This is a genomic window from Microbacterium sp. CnD16-F (genome assembly GCF_024124465.1).
GTDB classification, from domain to species: Bacteria; Actinomycetota; Actinomycetes; order Actinomycetales; family Microbacteriaceae; genus Microbacterium; species Microbacterium gawkjiense.
In genome coordinates this window covers 1-16,363 of sequence record NZ_JAMXSA010000058.1, presented here as the reverse complement: position 1 = coordinate 16,363, position 16,363 = coordinate 1, and the positions used below count along the sequence as shown (strand labels likewise).

Below are 16,363 nucleotides of genomic sequence, written 5' to 3'. Positions count from 1 at the left end.
CGGCGGCCGGGGTCACGTCGGCGTCGGGCTCGCGCCCGGCGGGGAAGGGGCGTCCCCACGACAGCTCGTCGGCGCGCGTGACGCCGAGACCCAGGGGCAGCAGGTCGCCGCCGGTGCGTCCGGATCCGAGCGCCAGACGGATGCCGACGGCCCCCGCCAACGCCGTCTCGATCCACGTGCGCGCATCGGCGCCCGAGACCCGCGTGCGGTCGGAGGTCTCGACGATCGCGGCGCCGCGCACGGCGACGCGGACCGCATCCGCGCCGTCGTCGGGGAACTCCGCGACGGCGAAGTCGGGCAGGTCGTGGATGCCGCCCGCGACGAGCACGCTCAGCACGTCCTCGAGGACGGCGGTGTCGGCGGCGGCGGCATTCCACAGCCGGGCGATGACGCCCTCGGCGACACCGGAACCGAGCAGGATCGCGAAGCGGTCGCCCGCGATGGCGTACCCCGCCTCGGCGGCGAGCGTCGGGGTGGGGTAGCGGAACACGCACCCAGCCTACTGACGGGTGGTGCTCAGACCCATCCCGGCAACCAGTTGTGCACCCAGTAGAACTCGTACGGGATGCGCATCGCGGACCACAGCGGGTACCAGAACGCCGAGACCGCGACGATGACGCCGAGGATGACGAGCACCGTGCGGCGCCCGACCGCCCGCCGGTCGGGATCGGCGTGCGGCGACCCGGCGATCTCCCGCAGCGCGAAGGTGAGCGCGAGGACCAGGAAGGGGAGGATCAGCACCGTGTAGAACTGGAAGATCGTCCGGTTCGGGTAGAACAGCCACGGCACGTAGGTCGCGGCGATGCCGACGAGGACGATCCCCGCGCGCCAGTCGCGCGTGCGGACGCCGTGCACGGCGAGCCACAGCACGGCGAGCACCCCGAGCCACCACAGCAGCGGGTTCGGCATCGAGTAGAGGATCTCGATGCAGCCGCGTGCACTCGCGCACCCGGCGACGCCGTCGGCCGTGCTGTTCGCGTACATCGACGTCGGCCGCAGCAGCAGGGGCCACTGCCACGCCGGACTCGCGTAGGGGTGCGACGAGGTGATCTCCGCCGTCGCCGTGTAGATCGTCTGGTGGTAGTGCCAGAGGTTCTGCAGCGGCAGCGGCACCCACGACCAGAACCCACGGGCCGGGTTCGCGTCGACGGCGTGCCGCTCGTAGCCGCCGTCGGTCGTGAGCCACGTGGTCCACGAGGCGAGGTAGACGAGGACCGCCACCGGCACGAGGATCACGAAGGCCGCGGCTCCCTGCCGCACGGCATCCGCCGGCCAGAAGTGGATGCCGAGCCGTCGCCGCGCGAGCGCGTCGCTCACGACGACGTAGAGTCCGAGCGCCGCCAGCACCCACGCGCCCGACCACTTGACGCCGCACGCCGCGCCGCCGGCGATCCCGGCGGCGAACAGCCAGGGCCGCCCCCACCGCACGGGGCCCCACCAGGGCGCGCGGCCCGCGGCATCCCGTCGCCGCATCGCCTCGGCGAGCCGGTCGAGGTGACGCCGGCGGTCGATCAGCACGAACCAGACCGAGAGCAGCACGAAGAAGGTGAGAAGGATGTCGAGGATCGCCACCCGGCTCATCACGATCGCGAGCCCGTCGATCGCCATCAGGCCGCCGGCGACCGAGCTGAAGAGCACCGAGCGGGTCAGCTGCCAGGCGATGAGGTAGAGGACGAGGACGGCGAGGGTGCCGGCCACGGCGACGGCGAACCGCCACCCGAACGATGAGGTCGGGCCGAACAGGGCCATCCCCGCCCCGATGAGGAACTTGCCGAGCGGGGGATGGACGACGAAGCTCGGCGCGTCGAGGAAGATGTCCGTCTCGCCGTCCGTGAACCGGGCGTCGGCGCCGTCTGGCCAGGTGGCCGCGTACCCGAGGTTCCACTGACTCCAGGCATCCTTCACGTAATACGTCTCGTCGAAGACGATCGCGTGCGGGTGGGCGAGGTTCCAGAAGCGCAGGATGCCGGCGAGCAGGGTGACCGCCAGCGGGGCGAGCCACGCGAGTCGGCGACGGAGCATCGCGTCGGCCGCGAGTCGCCGCCGGACGTCGTCGAGACGGACGCCGAACGGCTGCCGCGCGGGGACCGCGGGCAGGAGCGGTTCCGCGGTCGAGCTCACGGCGACCAGCCTATGCTGGGGCGGTGCTGATCCTCGCCGCGACCCCCATCGGCAACCTGGGCGACGCGACGGGGCGGCTGCGCACCGCCCTCGAGGAGGCGACCATCGTCGCCGCCGAGGACACCCGGACGACGCAGCGCCTGCTGCAGGCGCTCGGGATCGCCAACCGCCCCCGCCTAGTGGCCCTGCACGACCACAACGAGAAGCAGCGCGCCGCGGAACTCGTCGCGCTCGCCGCCGACGAGGACGTCCTGCTGCTCAGCGACGCCGGCATGCCGACGGTCAGCGACCCCGGGTACGCGGTCGTGGCCGCGGCGGTCGAGCAGGGCGTCGATGTGACGGCCCTCCCCGGTCCCAGCGCGGTCATCACGGCGCTCGCCCTCGCAGGGCTGCCGACCGACCGGTTCACGTTCGAGGGGTTCGCTCCGCGCAAGACGGGGGAGCGGCGCACGGTCTTCGGCGCGCTCGCCTCCGAGGCCCGCACGATGGTCTTCTTCGAGGCGCCGTCCCGCCTGGCCGACACGCTCGCCGCGATGGCGGAGGCGTTCGGCGCGGACCGTCGCGCCGCCGTCTGCCGCGAGCTGACGAAGCTGCACGAGGAGGTCGTGCGAGGCCCGCTCGGCGAGCTGGCGGAGTGGGCCGCCGCCGGCGTCCGCGGCGAGATCGTCGTCGTCGTCGAGGGGGCGAGCGTCCGCGCGGTCAGCGAGGACGACGCACTCGCCCAGGTGCAGGCGCTCGTGGCCTCCGGCATCCGCTTGAAGGATGCCGCCGGCGAGGTCTCGCGCGAGACGGGGCTCCCCTCGCGAGACCTCTACCGGGCCGCGGTCGCGGCGAAGAAGCCGCTCAGCCCTTGACGGACCCGGCGGTCAGCCCGCCGACGATGTAGCGCTGCAGCGACAGGAACAGAGCGAGCACCGGCACCGAGGCGAGGATCGCCCCCGCGGCGAACAGACCCCAGTTGCTGGCGAGCTGGTTCGACACCCACTGGAACATGCCGACGGCGAGTGTCCAGTTGTCCTCCGAGACGAGCACGATCTTCGCGATGATGTAGTCGCCGAACGCCGCGATGAAGGCGAGGAGCCCCACGACCGCGAGGATCGGGGTCACCAGCGGCATGATGAGGCGCCAGAAGATCTGCGCGTGCGTCGCGCCGTCGATCTTCGCCGACTCGTCGATCTCCATCGGGATCGTGTTGAAGAACCCGTACATGAGGAACGTGTTCACGCCCAGCGCGCCGCCGAGGTAGACGCAGATCAGGGCGAGCTTGGAGTTGAGCCCGAGCACCGGGAACACCTCGCCGAGGGTCAGCAGCATGAGGAAGATCGCGACGAACGCGAGCGCCTGCGGGAACATCTGCACGATGAGCAGCGCCGTCAGGCTCACGCGCCGCCCCGCGAAGCGGAACCGCGAGAACGCGTACGCCGCAGCCGCGCCCATGAGGACGGCTCCCGCCGCGGACGCGCCGCCCACGAGCAGGGTGTTGCCGTACCAGGCCCAGTAGCTCGTGCCGCCGAGCGCCGTGTAGTTGCCGATGTCGACGACCGAGAAGAGCGCGTTGGCCGCCGAGAGGGTGCCGTTCGGGTTGAACGACGCCGACAGGACGTAGACGAGCGGGAACATCGCGTAGAAGAGGATGCCGGCGGCCACGAGGTACTTCCAGCCGACCTCGAGCACCCAGCGCTTGCGTTGACCGGGGCGCCGCGCGGCGGGACGGGCGGAGCGAGCGGACCCGGTCGTGATCGCCGCGGTGGTGGCGGCGGTGGAGGGAGCGGACATCACTGGTACTCCTCGAGCTTCTTGGTCTGACGGAACGCGAGGGCCGACACGACGCCCACGACGATGAACACGAGGATCGACAGGGCGCTCGCGAGGCCGTAGTCGGCCGCGCCGCCGGAGACTCCGGAGATGTCGTAGATCGCGGAGATCAGGATGTCGGTGTAGCCGAGTGCGTACGGTGCGCCGGGGATCGCCGGCCCGCCGTTGTTGAACATGTAGATGATCGTGAAGTTGTTGAAACTGAACGCGAAGGACGAGATCAGCAGCGGCGCCGTCGAGACGAGCACGAGCGGCAGGACGATCGCGCGCAGCTGGCGGAACCGGCCCGCGCCGTCGATCGAGGCCGCTTCGAGCGCGTCCTGCGGCAGCGCCTGCAGCGCACCCGTGCACACCAGGAAGTAGTACGGGTAGGTCAGCCAGACGTTGACGAAGAGCACGGCCGCGCGCGCGAGCCACGGGTCGCCGAGCCAGTCGATGTTCTGGCCGCCGAAGAAGAACTCGTTGATGACGCCGAACTCCGCGTTGAACATGCCGCGGAACAGCAGCGCGGACATGAAGGCGGGGAACGCGTACGGAAGGATGAACAGCGTCCGCAGGACCTTCCGCCCCCGCACCCGCGGATCGTTGAAGATCAGGGCGAAGACGAGGCCCATCGCGAAGGGGATGAGCACCGACAGGACCGCCCAGGCGAAGGTCCACCCCGTCACGAGACCCAGGGGTTCCAGGATCGCCGGGTTGGTGAACAGCTCGACGAAGTTCGCGAACCCGACGTTCACGACCCACCCCGTCGGGAGGGCGGTCCCGTCGTCGGCGACGAAGTTGCCGGTGGGGGTCGCGTGGTAGACGAGGCCGGTCGCGCTGTCGGTGATGGTCTGCGCCTCGGCATCCCACGTCATCGTCGACAGGTACACCGCGCCGCTCGACCCGTCGCGCGTGCGGATCGACCCGTCGTTCGGGTCGTCGGACACGGGGACGCGGAGGTCGACGACCGCCTGCTGCGTCGCCTGGTCGCCGATGATCTGGTTGCGCGGGACGACGTTCCAGCCGGGCACCTCGGTCGCGGCGCCGGAGGCGGGGGCGGGGCCGACCGCGCTGAGCGGCTCATCGGCGGAGCCCGCCAGTATCTGGCCGTCCTCGACGACGGCGAAGCCGAGCTCGCCGCCGCGCTCGACGACGGTGAGGGGGAGGGTGGGCGCGCCCTCGACACGGCGCTCGCCCTGAGCGAGGGAGGCGGCGACCGCCTGCTCCTGCGAGCCGATGTGGCCCGCGCCGTAGTTCGTGAAGGCGATGTAGCCGGTGTACAGGAAGATGAAGACCTGGAACACGAGCAGGAACGACAGTCCCGGGAGCAGGTACTTCAGCGGCAGCGCGCGCTTGGTGAAGTACACGACGTCGGCGGCGAGCAGCAGCGCGATCGCGACGCCGAACACGATCCAGGACTCCGCCTGGAACGCGGCGATGATGCCGAGCAGGCCCACCGCGTTGATGAGGCCCATCAGGACCAGCTTGACCAGGAAGCCCCAGCCGAGACCGGACCAGCGCCGGGCGTGCGACTCGGCGGGCGCGGGCGCCTCTTCCGGTGGGGCGGGGCTCTGCAGAGCCGTCATGTCGTCTCCCTCTCGAGGAAAGTGGTGCCCGGGGGCGGGGGTGATGCGCCCCGCCCCCGGACGGATGTCAGCCGATCGTCGCTTCGAGGTCGGAGACCATCTTGGTCCACGTCCCCGCGGGGTCGGCGCCCTTGATGATCTGCACCTGGGCGGCGTTCCACAGGTCCCAGACCGAACCCATCTGCGGGATGTTCGGCATGGGGACGCCGTTCTGCGACGACGCGACGAAGCCGGCGATCACGGGGTCGGAGGAGACCTCCTCGGCGAGCTCGGACCACGCCGGGATGCGCGGGTCGGCCTCGTAGAGGGCCTTCTGCGCGTCGTACGTGGCGAGGTACTTCGTCAGGAACTCCTGGGCGACGAGGGCGTTCTTGCTCTCGGCGGAGATGTAGAAGCCCTGCACGCCCACGAACGGCGATGCGGTCTCGCCGCCGGCCGAGGGGATCGGGTTGACCTTGATCTTCGCGCCCTGCGCGGTCAGCGTCTCGACGGCCCAGGGACCCTGGATCGTGTACGCGGCCTTGCCGGAGGCGAAGAGCTCGTTGTTGGTGTCGTAGTCGATCGTGGTCGAGATCTCGCCCGAGCCCTTCTCGCCGTGCTCGCCCAGCCAGGTCGCGAACGCCGTGCCGGCCTCGCCGCCCATGCCGATCTCGCTCGTGTACGAGCCCGAGTCGTCCTGGACGAACACGGGTGCACCGAACGAGGTCTGCAGGCCGTACATCGTGTACGCGTCACCGGTCTGGCCCGCCGTGTTGATGACGAACGGACGCTCGGCGCCCGACTCGGTGCCCGCGGCGATCATGTCGTCGAAGGTCGCCGGGGCGTCCTCACCGACGAGGTCGGTGTTCTGGATGAGCGCGATCGTCTCGAGCGAGTACGGCAGCGCGTAGGTCTGACCGTCGTAGGTGAACGCGTCGGTGGCGACCTTCTCGAAGTTCGCCGCGGACTCGCCGAGGTCGACCGTCGAGACGACACCGGCCTGGACGAGGCTGCCCAGCCAGTCGTGCGCGCCGATCGTGATGTCGGGGCCCTCACCGGTGGGGACCTGGTTGGTGAAGTCGTTGCGGATGTCCTCGAAGTTCTTCTGGACGAGTTCGATCTTCGCGCCGGTCTCGTCCTCGAACGTCTTCGCCGCCGCCTCGATCGCCGGCTTGCGGTTCTCGTCGGTCCAGACGGTGAGGGTGACCCCGCTCGCGTCGATCGGCGCCTCCGACTCCGCGGGAGCCGGGGCGGTGCCGGTGCTGCTCGCGCAGCCGGCCAGCAGGAGGGAGCCCGCCGCCAGTGCGGCGAGGCCGATACCCATCTTGCGCATGGATCTTCCTTCCGGATGTGGTCGATCCGGCGGGCCTCTGGCGAGGTCGCGCCGTAACGACCGGTGTGTGATCGCCGCAGCCGGGTGGCCGCGACGGGTTTTCTCTCAGTGCGTTCGACGGTGTCCCGTCGCGGGACGATCGGTCATCGATCGCCCCGGGGAGCTGTGTGCGCCACACGGACGACGGCGACGTCGCCCCCGGGGAGCACCAGCGTGTCCCGGATCTCGGCCTGCGTGAGCAGGTCGGTTCCGGAAGTCGTGAGCGACACCTCGTCGGTGCCGTGGTTGATGGCGACGAGGTAGTCCGCTGCGTCGCCGCGGCGGAGGATCGTCTCGACGCCGTCGGGGGTGGCGGGGATCGCGATGCCGGCGTCGGCGTAGACCTCGCGCATGATGGCTCGGAGGCCCTCGGCATCCGGTCGTGTGCTGATGTACCAGCCCACGCCCTCGCCGTGCCCGTGGCGGGTGACCGCCGGGCGTCCCTCGGCGGGTCCGTCGGTGTAGACGGCGCGGACCTCGGCGCCGGTCAGCACGAGGTCCTCCTGCCAGACGTCGGCCGCGAAGTCCTCATCCCCGAAGCGGATGCCGGCGACGTCGCCGTGGCGCAGCGGCAGGTGCTCCTCGACGCGCACGCCGAGGGCGTCCTGCAGCACGGCGCCGTACCCGCCTGGGTGGACGGCGTCGTTCTCGTCGACGACGGCCGAGAAGAACGAGACGACGAGCGTGCCGCCCTGCGCGACGTAGGCGGTGAGGTTCGCGGCATCCGCGGCGGTCAACAGGTACTGCGAGGGCACGACGACCAGGCGGTAGCGCGAGAGGTCGTGACCGGGGAGGGCGAAGTCGACGGTGATGTCATCGCGCCACAGTCGCTCGTAGAAGGCCCGGATGCGTTCGTCGTGGCTGACGTCCTCGGACGGGCGCCACTCGAGGTCCTGCGCCCAGAACGACTCGAAGTCCCAGAGGACCGCGACGTCGGCCTCGACCCGCGCCCCCTGCACCTCGGCGAGACGCCCCAGCTTCGCGCCGAGGTCGACGACCTCGCGGAAGACGCGGGACTCGACGCCGGCGTGGGGGAGCATCGCGGAGTGGAACTTCTCGGCGCCCGAACGTCCCGCGCGCCATTGGAAGAAGAGGATGCCGTCGGCCCCCCGGCCGAAATGGCTCAGCGAGTTGCGGGCCATCTCGCCGGGACGCTTCGCGACGTTCCGCGGCTGCCAGTTGACGGCCGACGTCGAGTGCTCCATGAGGATCCAGGGCTTCTCGCCCCCGACCGAGCGGGACAGGTCCGCGGCGATCGCGAGTCCGATCTCGCCCTCCTCATCGGCGGCCCACAGGTAGTGGTCGTCCGAGACGATGTCGACCTCGTCGGCCCAGGCCCAGAGGTCGACGCCGTGGTGCTGGTTGGCCATGAAGTTCGTCGTGATGGGCTGCGCCGCGTGCCGGCGGATCGCGTCCTTCTCGATGCGGAAGCACTCGCGCAGCATCGCGTCGGTGTAGCGGGCCCAGTCGAGCTTCTGCGCCGGGTTGATCGTCGAGGGTGCGGTGGCGGGGGCGCCGACGTGGTCCCACTCCTCGTAGTGCTGACCCCAGAAGGCGGTGCCCCAGGCGGCGTTGAGCTCGGCGATCGTGCCGTACTTCTCCTGCAGCCACCGCCGCCAGGTGCGGACGGCGTGAGGGGAGAAGTCCTCGCCCACGGGGACGCCGTACTCGTTGTGGATGTGCCACAGGACGACGGCCGGGTGGTCGCCGTACCGCTCGGCGAGGGCGCCGGCGATGCGGGCGATCGCGGCGCGGTACTCGGGAGCGGAGTGCGAGACCATGCCGCGGGCCCCGAAGCCGAGCGGGACGCCGTCCTTCGTGACGGCGCGGGCGTCCGGGTACTGCGCGAAGAACCAGGCCGGGGGAGAGGCGGTGGGGGTGCCGAGGTCGACGGCGATGCCGTTCGCGTGGAGCAGGGCGATGACGTCGTCGAGCCACCCGAAGTCGAACTCGCCCTCGCGGATCTCGAGGAGCCCCCACGAGAAGATCCCGATGCTGACGAGGTTCACGCCCGCCTCGCGCATGAGGCGCACGTCCTCGTTCCAGACCTCGCGCGGCCACTGCTCCGGGTTGTAGTCACCGCCGTAGGCGATGCCCTCCAGTCGCGGCCAGGCGGGGCTCGTCATGCTCGGGTGCCATCCTCATCGATCGGGCGTGTCACGGCGCGGCCGCCAGGGATTGGCTGGGACCGGTAACAGGTTTGTTCGGAGTCTATGCGGCCGTCGCGGGCGACCCCGGCCCCGTTACCGAACTGTGACTGGTTCCAGGTCGCGACGGAGCGGGCGCCGCCCCAGGTATAGAGTCGGCGCGTGGTCCTCCCCTCCGAGCGCAGACGTCCCACCATCCGCGACGTCGCCGAGGTCGCCGGTGTCTCGCACGGCACCGTCTCCCGGGTCATCAACGGCGGCCGATGGGTCTCGGAGGCCTCGCGCATCGCGGTCGAGGCGGCGATCCAGGCGACGGGCTACACCGTCAGTCACGCCGCCCGCGCGCTCGCGACGGGCCGGGCGAACTCCGTCGCGTTCCTCCTGACCGAGCCTCAGCACCTCCTGTTCGCCGACCCCACCTTCGCCCTGCTGCTGCGCGGAGCGACCGAGGCGCTCGCCGCCCGCGACATGACGCTCGTGCTCCTCATCGCCGAGCACCCCTCGCAGTACGCGAACATCGAGCGCTACGTCCGCGCCGGTCACGTCGACGGCGTCCTGCTCATCTCCTCGCACGAGTCCAACCCGCTGCTGGCCGCCCTCACGAGCGCGGGCGTGCCCACCGTCTGCTCCGGCGTGCCCCTCGGCGACCGTGCGCACGTCCCGACCGTCTCGGTCGACGAGGAGGCCTCCGCGCGGGCGATGACCCGGCACCTGCTCGACCGCGGGTACGAGCGGATCGCGATCATCACCGGCCCCGACGACACCCCCGGCGGACGCTATCGCCTCGTCGGATTCCGCGACGAGATGGGGGAGCGGTTCGACTCCGCGCTCGTCGAGCAGGACGCGTACTCCAGCGACGCCGGGGAGGCCGCCATGACGCGTCTGCTCCAGCGCGCCCCCGACATCGACGCGGTCTTCGCGGCATCCGACGTCATGGCCGTCGGCGCGATCGCCGCCCTGCGCAAGGCGGGCCGGCGTGTCCCCGACGACGTCGCGGTCGCGGGCTTCGACGACTCGGGGCTCGCGGCGACCACCGATCCGCCCCTCACGACGATGCGCCAGCCGTGGACGGAGATCTCGCGCCGGATGGTCGAGGTGCTGCTCGAGGTCATCGACGGCGGCGCGGGGGAGTCGATCGTCCTCCCGACGACCCTCGTGCCCCGCGCCAGCGCCTGAGCGCCCGTCATGATCGGCGGAGGCCCGCCGTGTCGCCCGTAGAATCTCCAGGTGACTTCCGGCGGCTCCTTCTACATCACCACCCCCATCTACTACCCGAGCGATCTGCCCCACATCGGGCACGGGTACACGTCGGTGGCGGTGGACACCCTCGCGCGCTGGCACCGGCAGGCAGGCGATGACACCTGGATGCTCACCGGCACCGACGAGCACGGTCAGAAGATGCTCCGCGCCGCCGCGGCCAACGGCGTGACGCCGCAGGAGTGGGTGGACAAGCTCGTCACCGAGAGCTGGTTCCCGCTGCTGCGGACCCTCGACGTCGCCAACGACGACTTCATCCGCACGACGCAGCCGCGCCACGAGGAGCGGGTCCAGCAGTTCGTGCAGGCCCTGTACGACCGCGGCTACATCTACGCGGGGGAGTACGAGGCGCTGTACTGCGTCGGCTGCGAGGAGTTCAAGCCCGAGGCCGAGATCGTCGACGGCACGGGTCCCTTCGAGGGCCTCAAGGTGTGCGCCATCCACTCGAAGCCGTTGGAGCTGCTGCAGGAGAAGAACTACTTCTTCAAGCTCAGCGAGTTCCAGGACCGGCTGCTCGAGCTGTACCGGAGCCAGCCCGACTTCGTGCGTCCCGATTCCGCCCGCAACGAGGTCGTCTCGTTCGTGCGGTCGGGGCTGAAGGACCTCTCCATCTCGCGGTCCGCGTTCGACTGGGGCATCCGGGTGCCGTGGGACGAGTCGCACGTCATCTACGTATGGGTCGACGCGCTCTTGAACTACGCGACGGCCGTCGGCTACGGCGACGACCCGGCGGAGTTCGAGCGGCGGTGGCCGGCCTACCACGTGGTCGGCAAGGACATCCTCCGCTTCCACGCCGTCATCTGGCCCGCCATGCTGATGGCCGCCGGTCTCGAGGTGCCGAAGGGGATCTTCGCCCACGGCTGGCTTCTCGTCGGCGGCGAGAAGATGTCGAAGTCGAAGCTCACCGGCATCGCACCGACCGAGATCACCGACGTCTTCGGTTCCGACGCCTACCGGTTCTACTTCCTCTCCGCGATCGCGTTCGGACAGGACGGCTCGTTCTCGTGGGAGGACCTGTCGGCGCGCTACCAGGCCGAGCTCGCCAACGGTTTCGGCAACCTCGCCTCGCGCACGATCGCGATGATCGGGCGCTACTTCGACGGTGTCGTGCCCACTCCGGGTGAGCCGACCGAGCTGGACCTCCGGGTGCAGCGGACGGTGGCGGATGCCGCGACCGCCGCCGATGCCGCGATGACCGCCTTCCGCCCCGACGAGGCGATCTCGGCCATCTGGACGATCGTCGACGAGCTCAACGGCTACATCACCGAGAACGAGCCCTGGGCGCTCGCGAAGGACGACGCGAACCGGGAGCGCCTCTCGACGGTGCTCTACACGGCTGCCGAGGGGCTGCGCGCGCTCGCCGTGCTGCTCTCGCCGGTCATGCCGCAGTCGACGGCGACCCTCTGGGGCGCGCTCGGCGCTCCGGGCGAGCTGACGGCGCAGCCGCTGCGCGAGGCGGGCACGTGGGGGCAGCTCCCCGCGGGTACCCGCGTCGGCACGCTCGCGCCGCTGTTCCCGCGCGTCGAGCAGAGCGCATGACGGACGACCCGAGCACCTACGTCCGCCAGCGCGAGAAGTCCGCGCGCGACGTCCGATGGCCGGATGCGCCGGAGCCGCTCCCGGTCGCCGTCTACGACAACCACGCGCACCTCGAGATCGAGGACGGCGACGAGCCGCGCGGCCTGGACGAGCAGCTCGCCCGCGCCGCGGAGGTCGGCGTCGTGGGCGTCGTGCAGGCGGGGGGCGACATCGAGTCCTCGCGCTGGTCGGCGTGGGCCGCGGCATCCCACCCCGCGGTGCTGGCCGCCGTCGCGATCCACCCGAACGAAGCGCCGGCGTACGCGGCCGCCGGGCGACTGGACGAGGCGATCGGCGTCATCGACGAGCTCGCCGCGCAGCCGCGCGTGCGGGCGGTGGGCGAGACGGGTCTCGACTTCTTCCGGACCGACGAGGACGGGATCCCCGCCCAGGTCGCGAGCTTCGAGGCGCACATCGACATCGCGAAGCGGCACGGGATCGCGATGCAGATCCACGATCGCGACGCGCACGAGGCCGTCCTCGAGACCCTCGAGCGGGTCGGCGCGCCGGAGCGCACCGTCTTCCACTGCTTCTCGGGCGATGCCGACATGGCCCGGTACTGCGCCGACCGCGGCTACTGGCTGAGCTTCGCCGGGAACGTCACGTTCAAGAACGCGCAGAACCTGCGGGACGCCCTCGCCGTGACCCCGCGCGAGCGGATCCTCGTCGAGACGGATGCGCCCTTCCTCACCCCGACACCGCACCGCGGCCGCCCCAACGCCCCGTACCTCGTGCCGGTGACGGTGCGGTTCCTGGCCGCCGAGCTCGGTATGCCCCTCGAGGAACTGTGCGCACAGCTCGCGCAGAACACGCTCGAGGTCTACGGCGCCTTCACGGACTGAGGCAGCGCGACGGCCATCGGCGGGCGCGTCGTCGACCCCGGCACGAGTTCCCACGGCAGGTCGACCACCCGGGGGCCGTCGTCGAGCAGAGCGCCGGGGAGCGTGTCGAACATCGCCTGGGCGGCGAGGTCGGGACGGATGCAGACGTGCGTCACGCCGAGGCGGCGGTTGACGGCGCAGTCGGTGGAGCAGAGCGCGACGAGTTGGACGTCGCGGGGGATGACGAGGCGCATCTCCTCGAGCTGCAGGTAGACGTCGGGCCCGTCCTCGGCACCGGCGAAGATCGCGTCCGCACCGTCGGCGAGGACGTCGGTGATGAGGCGCGGCAGCGTGCGGCGCGAGGCGTCGACAGCGCGCACCAGCGGCTCGCGGCCGCGGACCGAACTCCAGATCTCGTACGCGGCGCGTCCGATCTCGTCGCGGGGGGCGCCGCCGTCCTCGGTGAGGAAGGCGATGCGGCGGGCGCCCGCGCGTTCGAGTTCGTCCAGTCCCGCCCGGACGGCCGCGTCGTACCCCGTGCGGATGCTGAGTCCGCGCGAGCCGTCGACGAACTGGTCGTCCGCGACGATGGGGATGCCGCGGGCGATGGCCGCGAGCAGGAGTTCCCGGTTGCCGCGCGCGTCGGGCACGTAGAGCGCGTCGAGCGTCGTGCCGGCGATGAGGTCGGGGGTCGAGTCGGGGAGGACGGTCACGGTGAACCCGTGGGCCGCGGAGGCGCGGACGAGCGAGGTCAGCTTGCGCGCGCGCTGGAGTTCGCCGCGCCGGTCGTCGTCGGGGTCGTCGCCCATGACGAACCCTACCGTCATCGTCCGGCCGCTGCGCAGCGCCGCGGCGTGGCGGTTGGGGACGTAACCGAGTTCGGCAGCGATGGCCTTGATGCGTTCCCGCGTCTCGGGGCGCATGCTGCCGCGATCGTTGAGCGCCTGGCTGATGGCCGCCGTCGACACGCCTGCGGCGCGCGCGATGTCCTTCAGCGTGACGCTCGCGCTCACGGCTGCTCGCCCTCGTCCGGTGAGGCGCCCTCGCGCGGCCCGGGCAGCACGGTGCGCACCGCCTCGGCCCACTCGGGACCGGCGCCCGAGGAGGCGAGCGTGTGGCCGCGGGCGATGAGCTGGTGCAGCAGCACGCCCGAGAAGTGGCGGAGCGCCGTCTCGACCTCGGCCGAGTCGCCGCGCCGTCGTGCGCGGGTGAGTTCCTCGTCCAGGACGCCGTGCACGAACCCGCGGAGGTCGACGACCGAGGGGGACACCTCGTGCACGCGCCGGGCGGCGGCGTGCCGCTTGGCGGCGGCCTGGACGATCTCGCGCGCCTGGCCGACGGTCTCGGCCTCGTCGACGGGGGCGTGCAGCCGGATGGTCTCGAGGTCGAGGAGTTCGACGCCGGGCAGCAGCGCCACCTCGGGGTCGACGTTGCGGGGCAGGCCCAGGTCGATGATCACCTGCGCGCGGGTGCTCCCGGCGCGGGCGGTCGCGTGCGAGAAGGCGTCGAGGGCGAAGGTGTCGGTCGTCGCCGTGCAGGTGACGACGATGTCGGCGGCTGCGGCCTCGGCGGCGTAATCGTCGACGCCGACGTGGACGAGGTGCTCGCGGTTGGCGAACTTCTGGCGCCCCGACCGCGAGTGCACGCGGATGTCGGTGGCCCCGACCGCTCGCAGGGCGGCGAGGGCCGCCGCGGCGTAGCGTCCCGTGCCCACGAGGAGGACGCGGGCGGTCGCCCAGTCGACGCGGGGGCTCACGAGGTCGACGGCGAGACGGACGAGCGAACGCCCGGACTCACCGAGCCGCGTCGTGTTCTTGACGGCGCGGGAGGTCTCGGTGGCGCGCTGGAAGAGGTGCTCGAGCGGCGCGGTCGTCAGGCCGCGGCCGCGCGCAGCCTCGAGGGCGCGTCGCACCTGGCCGGCGATCTCGTCCTCGCCGACGGCGACGGAGTCGAGTCCCGACGCGACCGTGAAGAGGTGGTGGGCGACCTGGTTGCCGTGGGCGAAGTCGACGTTCTCGCGCAGCGACCGGTAGTCCATGTCGGCGGCGCCGGCGATCGCCTCCATCGCGGCATCCATCGCGGGGACGGGGGAGGCGAGGTCGGGTTCCTCGGCGAGGTCGAAGTACGCCTCGAACCGGTTGCAGGTCGCGAGCACGACCGCCCCGCGGACCGACTCGTGGACCGCGGACAGGCGCTCGGCGAGGTCGTCTCCGACCGTCGAGAGCCGCTCGAGGGAATCGAACGGCGTGGAGCGCTGATGCGCGGTCAGGCAGACGAGCACGGTGCGGAGAACCCCCTTGGATCACGATTAGTATATCGATTAACCGATTCGAGGAGTCCATCATTCCCGGCCTCAGCCACCCCCTCATCGCCGCGCGCACCCGCGAGTCCCGTCTCGTGCGGGCGCTGCTGGGCGATCGTCCGCAGACGACCCCCGTCTGGTTCATGCGGCAGGCGGGGCGATCCCTCCCCGAGTACCGCGCGCTCCGGTCGCAGGGATCGATGATCGACGCATGCCTCGACCCGGCGCTCGCGAGCGAGATCACGATGCAGCCGGTGCGCCGTCACGGCGTCGACGCGGCGATCTTCTTCAGCGACATCATCGTGCCGCTCGCCCTCATCGGCGTCGACGTCGAGATCGTCGCCGGCCGCGGTCCGGTCTTCTCCCAGCCGCTGCGGACGCCCGCCGACATCGCGCGCACCGTCGCGATCGACCCCGCCCTCGTCACCGAGCGCGGGGAGGTCATCGCGGATGCCGTGGGCCGCACGACCGCGATGCTCGCGGAGCTTTCCGAGGAGCGCGGCGAGCCGCTGCCGCTCATCGGGTTCGCCGGCGCGCCGTTCACCCTGGCGGCCTACCTCGTCGAGGGCGGCCCGTCGAAGGACCACCTCGCGGCCCGACGCCTCATCCACGAGGACCCGGCCGCGTGGCAGGACCTGACGATGTGGCTCGCCGAGGTCACCGGCCGCTTCCTCGCCCTCCAGATCGAGGCGGGGGCGAGCGCAGGGCAGCTGTTCGACTCGTGGGCGGGCGGGCTGAACCCCGACGACTACCGCGCGTCGGTGCTCCCGGCATCCGTCGCCGCGCTCTCGCACGCCCGGGCGCTGCCACTGCCCGAGGGCGTCGACAGGCTGCCGCTCGTGCACTTCGGGGTCGGTACGGGCGAGATCCTCGCCGACATGGCGACCCCCGACATCGATGCGCTCGGCGTCGACTACCGGGTCCCGCTCGACGAGGCGCGTCGCCGCATCGGCCGCGATCTGACGATCCAGGGCAATCTCGACCCCGCACTGCTGTTCGCGCCCGAGCCGGTGCGGACGGCGGGTGTGCACCGCGTGCTCGAGGCCGGTCTCGCCGCGCGCGCACACGTGTTCAACCTCGGTCACGGCGTGCCGATGGAGGCCGACCCCGACGCCATCTCGGCGGTGGTCCGGACGGTCCACGACTGGCGGGCGCCGTGACCGGAGCCCTCCGCCGTCACGACGTCGTCATCGTCGGCGGCGGTGTCGCCGCGCTGACCACGGCGTGGGAGCTCGCCCGCGCCGGCCGCGACGTCGTCGTGCTCGAGGCCGGCGACGCCGTCGGCGGGATGCTGCGCCGCGGGGTCGTCGCGGGAGTCGAGCTCGACCTCGGTGCGGAGTCCTTCGCGACCCGCACGACCGGCGTCGCCGACCTCGCGGCCGACGCGCGACTGGCCGTGCAGT

At 71.6% G+C, this 16,363-nt stretch carries 13 protein-coding genes and 1 pseudogene; 6 read left to right on the top strand and 8 right to left on the bottom strand.

What is annotated here, in order from left to right; translation table 11 throughout:
• Together NH287_RS12980 and NH287_RS12975 are read right to left on the bottom strand one after the other, a co-directional pair.
• Positions 1–490, bottom strand: a pseudogene (locus NH287_RS12980) (FHA domain-containing protein); the annotation flags it as partial.
• Positions 491–516: 26 nt separating this feature from the next.
• On the bottom strand, positions 517–2,121 hold the full coding sequence (locus NH287_RS12975) for a phospholipid carrier-dependent glycosyltransferase (protein ID WP_253035954.1): 1,605 nt from the start codon (positions 2,119–2,121) through the stop codon (positions 517–519).
• Between the two features lie 23 nt (positions 2,122–2,144).
• Here NH287_RS12975 and rsmI point away from each other — a divergent pair, with 23 nt between their 5' ends.
• Positions 2,145–2,975: a 16S rRNA (cytidine(1402)-2'-O)-methyltransferase gene (rsmI, locus tag NH287_RS12970; RefSeq protein WP_253035953.1), complete on the top strand. Its 831-nt coding sequence runs from the start codon at positions 2,145–2,147 to the stop codon at positions 2,973–2,975.
• On the opposite strand, the gene NH287_RS12965 is transcribed toward rsmI, so the two are convergent.
• The 4 genes from NH287_RS12965 to NH287_RS12950 form a co-directional block, all read right to left on the bottom strand.
• A complete protein-coding gene (locus NH287_RS12965; RefSeq protein ID WP_253035952.1) occupies positions 2,965–3,897 on the bottom strand; it encodes a sugar ABC transporter permease in 933 nt (310 codons plus the stop codon). The two genes, rsmI and NH287_RS12965, sit on opposite strands and share 11 nt — an antisense overlap.
• Positions 3,897–5,504 (bottom strand): ABC transporter permease subunit, encoded by a 1,608-nt coding sequence (locus NH287_RS12960; protein ID WP_253035951.1) that lies wholly within the window; start codon positions 5,502–5,504, stop codon positions 3,897–3,899. Before NH287_RS12960 ends, NH287_RS12965 begins: the two co-directional genes overlap by 1 nt.
• A 67-nt stretch (positions 5,505–5,571) precedes the next feature.
• Entirely contained in the window at positions 5,572–6,816 is a 1,245-nt protein-coding gene (locus NH287_RS12955; RefSeq protein ID WP_253035950.1) for an extracellular solute-binding protein, read from the bottom strand.
• 143 nt (positions 6,817–6,959) lie between these two features.
• A complete protein-coding gene (locus NH287_RS12950) occupies positions 6,960–8,981 on the bottom strand; it encodes a beta-galactosidase (RefSeq protein WP_253035949.1) in 2,022 nt (673 codons plus the stop codon).
• A gap of 183 nt (positions 8,982–9,164) precedes the next feature.
• Here NH287_RS12950 and NH287_RS12945 point away from each other — a divergent pair, with 183 nt between their 5' ends.
• From NH287_RS12945 to NH287_RS12935, 3 genes are read left to right on the top strand one after another with little or no spacing between them, the layout of a single operon-like run.
• Complete coding sequence (locus tag NH287_RS12945) at positions 9,165–10,178, top strand: LacI family DNA-binding transcriptional regulator (protein ID WP_253035948.1); 1,014 nt, start codon at positions 9,165–9,167, stop codon at positions 10,176–10,178.
• Between the two features lie 51 nt (positions 10,179–10,229).
• The gene (gene metG / locus NH287_RS12940; protein WP_253035947.1) at positions 10,230–11,798 is read left to right on the top strand and encodes a methionine--tRNA ligase; all 1,569 of its coding nucleotides are present in this window, start codon (positions 10,230–10,232) and stop codon (positions 11,796–11,798) included.
• Positions 11,795–12,679 carry a TatD family hydrolase gene (locus tag NH287_RS12935; protein WP_253035946.1) on the top strand — a complete coding sequence of 295 codons (885 nt, stop codon included), beginning with the start codon at positions 11,795–11,797 and terminating at the stop codon, positions 12,677–12,679. The genes metG and NH287_RS12935 overlap by 4 nt, the downstream gene beginning before the upstream one ends.
• Here the strand turns inward: NH287_RS12935 and NH287_RS12930 are convergent.
• Both NH287_RS12930 and NH287_RS12925 read right to left on the bottom strand, forming a co-directional pair.
• Positions 12,658–13,671, bottom strand: a complete 1,014-nt coding sequence (locus NH287_RS12930) for a LacI family DNA-binding transcriptional regulator (protein ID WP_064001711.1) — start codon at positions 13,669–13,671, stop codon at positions 12,658–12,660. The genes NH287_RS12935 and NH287_RS12930 overlap by 22 nt on opposite strands.
• Positions 13,668–14,939 (bottom strand): glutamyl-tRNA reductase, encoded by a 1,272-nt coding sequence (locus tag NH287_RS12925; protein WP_253035945.1) that lies wholly within the window; start codon positions 14,937–14,939, stop codon positions 13,668–13,670. The genes NH287_RS12930 and NH287_RS12925 overlap by 4 nt, the downstream gene beginning before the upstream one ends.
• 59 nt (positions 14,940–14,998) lie before the next feature.
• Between NH287_RS12925 and hemE the strand changes: the two genes are divergently transcribed.
• Complete coding sequence (gene hemE / locus NH287_RS12920) at positions 14,999–16,120, top strand: uroporphyrinogen decarboxylase (protein ID WP_374209392.1); 1,122 nt, start codon at positions 14,999–15,001, stop codon at positions 16,118–16,120.
• Positions 16,117–16,363 (top strand): FAD-dependent oxidoreductase (locus NH287_RS12915; RefSeq protein WP_253035943.1); only part of this gene is annotated, 247 nt, incomplete at its 3' end. The genes hemE and NH287_RS12915, both read left to right, overlap by 4 nt.

Coding starts and splice junctions, on each gene's coding strand:
- NH287_RS12950 (WP_253035949.1), bottom strand. CDS start 8,981: ATGACGAGCCCCGCCTGGCCGCGACTGGAGGGCATCGCCTACGGCGGT.
- NH287_RS12965 (WP_253035952.1), bottom strand. CDS start 3,897: ATGTCCGCTCCCTCCACCGCCGCCACCACCGCGGCGATCACGACCGGG.
- NH287_RS12955 (WP_253035950.1), bottom strand. CDS start 6,816: ATGCGCAAGATGGGTATCGGCCTCGCCGCACTGGCGGCGGGCTCCCTC.
- NH287_RS12935 (WP_253035946.1), top strand. CDS start 11,795: ATGACGGACGACCCGAGCACCTACGTCCGCCAGCGCGAGAAGTCCGCG.
- NH287_RS12960 (WP_253035951.1), bottom strand. CDS start 5,504: ATGACGGCTCTGCAGAGCCCCGCCCCACCGGAAGAGGCGCCCGCGCCC.